Origin of the sequence: Pseudarthrobacter sp. fls2-241-R2A-127 (assembly GCF_030209355.1) — a bacterium.
Taxonomy (GTDB): Bacteria; Actinomycetota; Actinomycetes; order Actinomycetales; family Micrococcaceae; genus Arthrobacter.
In genome coordinates this window covers 100,104-108,181 of sequence record NZ_JARVSF010000010.1, presented here as the reverse complement: position 1 = coordinate 108,181, position 8,078 = coordinate 100,104, and the positions used below count along the sequence as shown (strand labels likewise).

The window sequence follows — 8,078 nt, the reverse complement described above, 5'->3', positions numbered from 1 at the left end:
GTGGTCAGGAGAGTGTTTAGTTCGGGGTTCACATACCGGGTTTAACACTCTCCGCCTTACTTTAAAAGGCTTCTCACCCGTCCTACGCAATAGGACTTACTCATCTGTGAGTCTTGATCATAGCTGGTCCGGGACCGGCTGGCAGGATGGCTATTGGCCGCCCCGGCCCCGAAGATGTGACTCATACGATCATTGACATGGATTGTCTTGCTGTGGACTTGTCCATCCTTGGGGTTGGGTGGCCGGTACCCGTCCGGCCCACCTCGGTTGCTTGATCAGAAGATTGTCCACCCTTTGCAGGGCGTGACCCATCACAGTGCTGTTCCGAAGTGACTCCTACCCGGACTGATACCGGCCGGTGACGGCCGTTGACCCATGTCCTTCGTTCTTCGGAAAGGTGCCGTGACCGCCATGTCCATCGTCGCTCATGCCCACCCATTTGTCGTGGGCGTCGACACACACGCCCGCAACCATGTTTACGCAATCCTCGCAGCCACCACCGGTGCCCTTCTTGAATCCCGGGCGTTTCCCACCAATGCGGCCGGAATCAACCGGGCCATCAACTGGGTAGCCCGCCGCACCGGCGCGGATGCCGACACCCTCTGGGTCATCGAAGGCGCCGCGACTTACGGGGCGATCCTGGCGGGCACAGTGGCCTCCCATGGTTATCCGGTCGCCGAAGCACCACGCATGGATGCCAAGAAACGCCGCGGTGTGGGTAAAACCGATGCCTTGGACGCCCACCAGATCGCGGCCGCAACGCTGCCACTGCCCGCGCATAAGCTTCGCCGCCCCCGGCTCAATGACGGGATCCGCCAAGCGGTGCGGATCTTGACCACCGCCCGCGGCGCCATGAGTGCCGACCGCACAAGGTCGGTCAACGCGCTCAACGCTCTAGTACGCAGCAACAACCTGGGGGTCGACGCCCGCAAGTCCCTGACCGCCTCCCAAACCTCGGACATCTCGCGCTGGCGGCCCCGCGAGGAAGAACTGTCCCTGTCCGTCGCCCGTAACGAGGCCATTCGCCTGGCCAAACATATCCTCGAACTGGACGAGCAGCTCAAAAACAATGAGAAGCAACCGGACGAGCTGGTCAGGGTCAGCGAGGCGGCACCCTTGCTGGAAGAGAAAGGGTTCAGGGCAATCAGCGCCGCGAAGTGTCTGACCGCATGGTCACACGAAGGCCGGGTTCGTAACGAGGCAGCTTTCGCCTCTCTGGCCGGCGTAAACCCCATCCCAGCTTCTTCCGGGAACACGGTCAGGCATCGGCTGAACCGGGGAGGCGACAGGGCGCTGAACAGCGCACTGCACATGGTCGCGGTAACGCGAGTGACTCACGACGCAGAAACCCGTCAGTACGTGGAAAAACGACGCGCCGAAGGCCGTACCGACAAGGAAATCCGCCGCTGCATCAAACGCTACATGGCCCGCCGCATCTACCGAACGCTTACTGCCTCATCCGAACCAATGAAAACGGCTTGACAGACATAGAAGAGTCTAGGGGGTGTTGCCTAGTTGACGGCGGGCTTTTGGGTCCCATTCTTCGCTGAGCAGGCCGACGTCGTAGCGGAGTGTAAGCAGGCGTTCGAACAGGTTCGCGGCCTCGTCCCGGCGGCCGATGCCCAGGAGTGCGTCGGCCAGCCAGAAGGAGCAGGCCAGGAAGACACCCTCCGTGCCGGGAAGCCCGTCATTGCTGGCTTCCGGATGGTATCGGAGAACGAACCCGTCCTGCGTCAGGTTCCGCTGGATCGCGTCCACCGTGCGCACCACGCGGGGATGGTCGTGGGGGAGGAACCCGACGCGGGGGATCAGCAGCAGGCTGGCGTCGAGTTCTTTGCTGCCGTAGGACTGGACGAAAGTGTTGCGTTTTTCGTCGTAGCCGTGGGCCATGACATCGCCGTGGATCTTCTTGCGCAGTCTGTCCCAGCGTTCGCCGGGTCCGGGGAGGCCGGACTCTTGGACTGCCTTGACCATCCGGTCCGCGGCGACCCAGGCCATTACCTTGGAATGGGTGAAATGGCGCCGGGGTCCGCGCATTTCCCAGAGCCCGTTGTCCGGCCGGTCCCACGCCCCCTCCAGGTACTCCATCAACGCGCGGCCTCGGCCGCCAGGGCTGCGGGAAGGTCGATGATGTAGGGCTCGCCATGGAACGCCGCGGGAGCCGCCGAGTCCAGCCACATGGTGGGCCTGGAGCATCTCGCTAACGTCGTGGAGACTCCTGCCCCTGGCAGCCGCGTCACCTCGAAGATCGCCGCCTGGAGCTGCGCTTCTCCCCGGCGGCATGGTCCTTGGCGCCGGGGTCCTGGCCTGTCGGGTCCGGGTTCAGCGGCTTGACGTCTGGCGGGTTTCCGCTGCCTGGGCTGGTGCGCATGGGCTTCCTCTCCGTCCTGTCATCCTGCTTTTCAGTGAATCCGGTAGGGCTCTGCGTCGGCGGCGCGGAAGGCCAGTCCGTTGCCGGGGGCATCAGACGGCCGCACCCGGCCGCCGCCGGGGTCAAGGATTCCGTCGAAGAACAGGTCCTCGATCCGGACGTGGTCGTGGAACCACTCCAGGTGCCGGAAGTTGGGTGTTGCGGCGGCGACGGCGGCACTGAGGTGGGGTGCGCAGTGCCCCGAGACCTCCAGGCCGTGGGCGGCGGCGACGGCGGCGATCCGCAGCCATTCGCTGATCCCGCCGCACCTGCTGACGTCCGCCTGCAGGCAGTCCACGGCGTCCGCGCTGCACATGCGCTGGAAGTAGGGCAGTCCCGTTCCGTATTCCCCGGCTGCGACATCGGCGTCGACGGCGGCACGCACCGCCCGCAGCCCCGCCAGGTCATCGCTGGAGACCGGTTCTTCGAACCAGGTGACGTGCTCTGCTGCTGCCTCCCGCATCACCCGTACCGCCTGCTTGGCGGTGTAGCCGCCGTTGGCATCTACGAACAGTTCGGTACCGGTGCCGACGGCGGCGCGCGCCTGGCCGATGCGCTCCAGGTCCCGGGGAACGTTCGTTCCGCTGTCCTGGCCGATCTTGATCTTCACCCGGGGGATGCCTTGCTCCAGGGCCCAGCCCTGCAGCTGGTCCCGCAGCTGGTCCACGGTGTAGGTGGTGAAGCCACCGCTGCCGTACACCGCCACGGTGTCCCGGACAGCGCCAAGGAGCTTGTGCAGCGGCAGCTCCAGCATCCGCGCCTTCAGGTCCCAGAGGGCACAGTCGACCGCGGACACGGCATAGGAGCCCACGCCCGTCCGCCCCGGGTTGCGCACCGCCCGGGCCATCGCCGCAGCCGCCGCCGGCACGTCCAGGACGTCAACACCCTGAACGGCCGGGGCCAGCAGGCCTTCCACCAGGGCCGCCGCTGCTGCCGGGGCGTAGGTCCAGCCGAGGCCCGTCGTCCCGCCGCCGTCCGCTTCCACCAGGACCAGCGTGGTGGAGTCCCAGCTGTAGGTGCCGTCCGCTTCGGGTGCGTCGGTGGGAACCGTGTAGGCGCTGGCCCGGATTGCGGTGACGGGGGTGGCGGCGGACATGTCTCAGCCCTCCTTGTGCGGCAGGAATTCCTGGATCTTGGTCTTGACCCCTTCCTTCACCACACCCCAGGCGCTGTCATCGCCCTTGACCATGGCTTCGGCCGTCTTCCGCGCCTGCTCAAAGGTGGCGTGCGGCGGGATCGGCGGAATATCGGGATCGGTGCGCACGTCCAGCACGGTGGGCCGGTCCGCGGCGAGGGCCTTCTCCCAGGCCGGCCCCACGTCGTCGGGATCCTCCACGTGGATGCCCTGCAGACCCAGGCTTTCGGCGAAACCCGCGTAGTCGACGTCGGGCAGGACCTGGGACTCGCGGAAGGCCGGCACCCCGCCCATGGCCCGCATCTCCCACGTGACCTGGTTCAGGTCATTGTTGTGCAGGACGGCCACCACCAGCCGCGGATCGTCCCACTCCCGCCAGTAGTGCTTCACGGTGATGAGCTCCGCCAGCCCGTTCATCTGCATGGCGCCGTCACCCACGAACGCGATGGCCGGACGGCCCGGAAACGCGAACTTGGCGCCAATCGCGTAGGGGACACCCGGGCCCATGGTGGCCAGGTTGCCGGACAGCGAACCGCGGACGCCGTCCCGGAACTTCAGCTGCCGCGCGTACCAGTTGGCGGAGGAACCGGAATCCGCGCTGAGCATCGCATCCGCCGGCAGCCGGGGGGAGAGCTCGGCGAAGAGCCGCATGGGGTTGACGGGGTTGGCGCTGACCATGGCTTCGTCGTGCATGGTCTCCCACCAGCGGCCGATGTTCGACTCCAGGTTTTCCCGCCAGGACCGGTCCTGCTTCCGCGCCAGGTGCGGGATCAGGGCGCGCAGGGCCGTGGCGGCGTCGGCCACGATGTTGAATTCGTTTGTGTAGCGCAGCCCGATCATCTTCGGGTCCACGTCGATCTGCACGCCGCGGGCCTGCCCGGGTTCCGGCAGGAACTGCGTGTACGGGAAGCTGGACCCCACCGTGAGCAGGGTGTCGCAGTCCCGCATCATCTCGTAACTGGGCCGGGTGCCCAGCAGCCCGATGGAACCGGTGACGTATGGCAGGTCATCGGGCAGGGCGTCCTTGCCCAGCAGCGCCTTGGCCACCCCGGCACCCAGCAGTTCGGCCACCTCCCGGACCTCGGCAGCCGCACCGCGGGCGCCCTGCCCAATCAGAATGGCCACCTTGGATCCCTCGTTCAGGAGCTGGGCCGCGCCCCGGATTGCCGCACCGTCAGGCTGGATGTCCGGCCACTGGACGCCGACGCTGGAGGGCACCATCTTGAACTCGTGCGTAGGGGCGGCGTACTCCAGTTCCTGCACGTCCGCCGGAATGATCACCGCTGTGGGTGCCTGCTGGGCTTCGGCGACCCGGATGGCCCTGTCAATGACGTTGGGCAGCTGCTGGGGAACGGTGACCATCTGGACATAGTCCGAGGCGACGTCCTTGAACAGGGTCAGCAGGTCAACTTCCTGCTGGTAGGACCCGCCCATGGCGCTGCGGGCGGTCTGCCCCACGATGGCCACCACCGGAACATGGTCCAGCTTGGCGTCATACAGGCCGTTGAGCAGGTGGATGGCGCCGGGCCCGGAGGTGGCCATGCACACGGCAACCCGGCCACCGTACTTGGCGTAGCCCACGGCCTCGAACGCCGCCATCTCCTCGTGCCGGGCCTGGATGAATTTCGGCTGGTTGCCCGCCTTGCCAAAGGCCGCCAGGATGCCGTTGATGCCGTCTCCGGGGAAACCGAAGACCTTGTCCACGCCCCACTCACCCAACCGGGAGAGCAGGTAGTCGGCCACTGTTGTTGCCATGATCAGTCTTCCTTTGCGCTCATCCGGGCACCCCCGTGGGCGCCATGGACCAGGACGCGGGCGGCGCGGGCCGCCAGCGCCATGATGGTCAGGGCAGGGTTGGCGCTGCCCTGGGTGGGCAGCACGCTGCCGTCGGTGACCAGGAGGTTGGGGACCGCGAAGCTGCGGCAGTTCCGGTCCACGACGCCGGCGTCTTCGGTGGCCGCCATCCGGGCCCCGCCCACCAGGTGGGCGTAGCGGTTGATGGTGATGACCTCCTCCGCCCCCGCCGCCGTCAGGATTTCTTCCATCACCTGCTGCGCGGCGGACATCAGCTGCCGGTCGTTCCCGCACTGGCTGTAGCTGAAGCGGGCCACGGGGATGCCTTGGCGGTCCGTTTCGTCCGCCAGGGTCACCCGGTTCTCCTCCAGGGGGAGGAATTCGCACAGAGCGCCCAGGCAGGCCCAGTGCGGGTAGTCGCTCATGTAGCGGCGGAGGGTGGGCCCCCAGTGCCCCTGCGCTGCAACGTGTTCTGCCCAGGTGATGGGCAGCGGGGACACGCACTGGATCGAGAACCCCCGTTTGTAGGGCTTGGCGGGGTCCGTTTCGTAGAAGTCCTCAGTGCTGACTTCCGGGGGAGGGGCCTTCCACATCCGCACCTCGGCCTGGAACCTCCCGGCGGTTTGCGGCGCGCCCTGAACCATCAGGTACCGGCCCACCTGGTCGTAGTCGTTGCACATTCCATCCGGGAAGCGCAGCGAGGTGGAGTTCAGCAGCAGCCGCGGGGTTTCGATCGAGTAGCCGGCCACCGCCACCATCCGGGCGCGCTGAAACCTGGTGACGCCACCCTGGACGTATTCCACGCCGGTGGCCAGCCCGCTGTGTTCATCGAAACAGATCCGGGTGGCCATGGAGTGCGGGCGGATTTCGGCGCCGTGGGCCAGCGCGTCCGGAACGTGCGTGATCAGCGGGGATGCCTTGGCGTTGACCTTGCAGCCCTGCAGGCAGAAGCCTCGGTAGATGCAGTGCGGCCGGTTGCCGAACCTACCGTTGGCGATGGCCACCGGACCCACCTTCGCGGTGATGCCGCAGGCATTGGCGCCGCGGAGGAACAGTTCGCCGTTGCCGGACACCGGGTGCGGCCGGTGGGGGTAGCCGTGCGGGTCACCCCACGGCCAGTGCTCGCCGGCGACGGGCAGTTCCGCTTCGATGTCCTCGTAGTACGGCCGCAGGTCCGCGTAGTCCAAGGGCCAGTCCGCGCCCACACCATCGGTGCTGAAGGTCCTGAAGTCGCTGGGGTGGAAGCGCGGAGTGTAGCCGGCGAAGTGGACCATCGACCCGCCGACGCCGCGGCCCGAGTTGTTTGACCCCAAGGGGACGGGATCTGACCCGCTGATCACCCGTGGTTCGGTCCAATACAGGTGGTGGGACCCGGCCTCATCGCTGACCCAGTCCCGCTCCGGCTCCCAGAACGGCCCCGCCTCCAGTGCCACGGCGTGCCAGCCGGCGCGGGCCAGGCGCTGCAGCAGGGTGGCGCCACCTGCGCCGCAGCCCACGATCACAATGTCCACCTCATCGGTTTCGTCGTGCCGCCGCATGTCCTCGCGCAGCCGCAGGTTGCTGCCTGGCCCGGTTGGGAGCAGCCACGCAGACTCATTGCGATCGCGGACCCTGCTCACCGGTCTGCCCCATGCGTCGGATCCGCACCGGGGCGGATGTCCCGCACCTCGAACGGGTCCAGCCGGTCCACCCCCAGGTTTTTGTAACCGCGGGGGTAGGCCGGTCCGGCGAAACCGATCTCGTCCCAGGCCAGGGGATGGGAGTAGAAGGCGGTGCAGGCATACCGGGTCCAGAGGCTCCACACCCGGTCCGCCGGCAGCCCGTGCCAGGGCTCCCGGTCAAGGTTGCAGATGTCCCGCAGGAGCCCGGCCTGCTGGTCCGGATCCAGGCGGGCGAAGGTGCAGCTGGCACGGGAGCGCGCCTCGCTGTCCAGTGCTGCCAGGGTTGCCCGCCAGGCTTCACCGTCCCGCGGCATGTTGTCGTAGTGCCAGCCATCAGTCTGCTCCTCGGCCAGCCTTGCGTCCACCATGTTCACCACCGGCACGCGGGGTTCGTCCTGCTGGCCCAGCAGCAGGTCGAAGAGGGCGCTGGCCGCGGCCTCCTCCGGGGGCGTGAAGAATCGGACGTCCGGGGGGATGCCCAGGCGGGATTCGACGACGGCGGAGGTGGCCCGGTCCCAATGGTCTGCCTGGGCGAGGGTGCGGAAGCCGGGGTAGCGTCCGCCGCCGTCGGCCTCGGGCAGCGGAAGGCTGCTCATGGTTCCCGCCTCAGGACGGAGGCCAGGACGCCCATGCCGCCCACCAGTGTGACCAGCAGAGGCGCGAACAGCGGCGGCCCCATCTCCAGGTTGTAGCGCAGGTTGGACAGCCCGCCGGGTTTCTGGCGGATCCCCTGGAGGTGCAGCCAGGTTCCCTGCAGTCCGTTGGCGATGATGGCGGCACTGGCCAGGGGGAGGGCGGTCTTTGCCATGCGGCGGCTGAAGACGCCGGCCACTCCCGCGGCGGCCCCTACCGGGCCTAGGGCCACGGGAACCCACATCCACTTGTTGCCGAAGCTGGCCTTGTCGTGTTCAAGGTAGATCTCCGCCGCCGTGACCAGTGCCCCGGCAGCTGTCAGCCCTGACAGGGAGCGTTCAAACCGCCCCGTCTGCACGTTCCGGATGAGCCGGTCAATCCCGTTGACCGTGCTGCTGACCGGATCAGCCGGATGGTGCGTCTTCATGATTCTCCTTCATGCCGG

Annotated in this window: 7 protein-coding genes and 1 pseudogene; 1 reads left to right on the top strand and 7 read right to left on the bottom strand. The window is 67.4% G+C overall.

Annotated features, from left to right (window positions below):
* Positions 1-411: 411 nt before the first annotated feature.
* On the top strand, positions 412-1,482 hold the full coding sequence (locus tag QRN53_RS08705; RefSeq protein WP_285243613.1) for an IS110 family RNA-guided transposase: 1,071 nt from the start codon (positions 412-414) through the stop codon (positions 1,480-1,482).
* Positions 1,483-1,500: 18 nt separating this feature from the next.
* On the opposite strand, the pseudogene QRN53_RS08700 reads toward QRN53_RS08705, so the two are convergent.
* The 7 genes and pseudogenes from QRN53_RS08700 to QRN53_RS08670 all read right to left on the bottom strand — a co-directional run.
* Positions 1,501-2,094: pseudogene (locus tag QRN53_RS08700) on the bottom strand (glycoside hydrolase family 15 protein); the annotation flags it as partial.
* 142 nt (positions 2,095-2,236) lie between these two features.
* Complete coding sequence (locus QRN53_RS08695) at positions 2,237-2,371, bottom strand: hypothetical protein (RefSeq protein ID WP_285243604.1); 135 nt, start codon at positions 2,369-2,371, stop codon at positions 2,237-2,239.
* 31 nt (positions 2,372-2,402) lie between these two features.
* The gene (locus QRN53_RS08690) at positions 2,403-3,506 is read right to left on the bottom strand and encodes an enolase C-terminal domain-like protein (protein WP_285243603.1); all 1,104 of its coding nucleotides are present in this window, start codon (positions 3,504-3,506) and stop codon (positions 2,403-2,405) included.
* Positions 3,507-3,509: 3 nt separating this feature from the next.
* A complete protein-coding gene (locus QRN53_RS08685) occupies positions 3,510-5,300 on the bottom strand; it encodes a thiamine pyrophosphate-requiring protein (RefSeq protein WP_285243602.1) in 1,791 nt (596 codons plus the stop codon).
* Between the two features lie 2 nt (positions 5,301-5,302).
* Complete coding sequence (locus QRN53_RS08680) at positions 5,303-6,958, bottom strand: GMC family oxidoreductase (RefSeq protein WP_285243601.1); 1,656 nt, start codon at positions 6,956-6,958, stop codon at positions 5,303-5,305.
* Complete coding sequence (locus QRN53_RS08675; RefSeq protein WP_285243600.1) at positions 6,955-7,596, bottom strand: gluconate 2-dehydrogenase subunit 3 family protein; 642 nt, start codon at positions 7,594-7,596, stop codon at positions 6,955-6,957. The genes QRN53_RS08680 and QRN53_RS08675 overlap by 4 nt, the downstream gene beginning before the upstream one ends.
* A complete protein-coding gene (locus tag QRN53_RS08670) occupies positions 7,593-8,060 on the bottom strand; it encodes a hypothetical protein (protein WP_285243599.1) in 468 nt (155 codons plus the stop codon). The genes QRN53_RS08675 and QRN53_RS08670 overlap by 4 nt, the downstream gene beginning before the upstream one ends.
* Positions 8,061-8,078: the final 18 nt, after the last annotated feature.

Excerpts from the sequence above, each read along its gene's own strand:
- QRN53_RS08705 (WP_285243613.1), top strand. The coding sequence starts at position 412 with ATGTCCATCGTCGCTCATGCCCACCCATTTGTCGTGGGCGTCGACACA.
- QRN53_RS08695 (WP_285243604.1), bottom strand. The coding sequence starts at position 2,371 with ATGCGCACCAGCCCAGGCAGCGGAAACCCGCCAGACGTCAAGCCGCTG.
- QRN53_RS08690 (WP_285243603.1), bottom strand. The coding sequence starts at position 3,506 with ATGTCCGCCGCCACCCCCGTCACCGCAATCCGGGCCAGCGCCTACACG.
- QRN53_RS08685 (WP_285243602.1), bottom strand. The coding sequence starts at position 5,300 with ATGGCAACAACAGTGGCCGACTACCTGCTCTCCCGGTTGGGTGAGTGG.
- QRN53_RS08675 (WP_285243600.1), bottom strand. The coding sequence starts at position 7,596 with ATGAGCAGCCTTCCGCTGCCCGAGGCCGACGGCGGCGGACGCTACCCC.
- QRN53_RS08670 (WP_285243599.1), bottom strand. The coding sequence starts at position 8,060 with ATGAAGACGCACCATCCGGCTGATCCGGTCAGCAGCACGGTCAACGGG.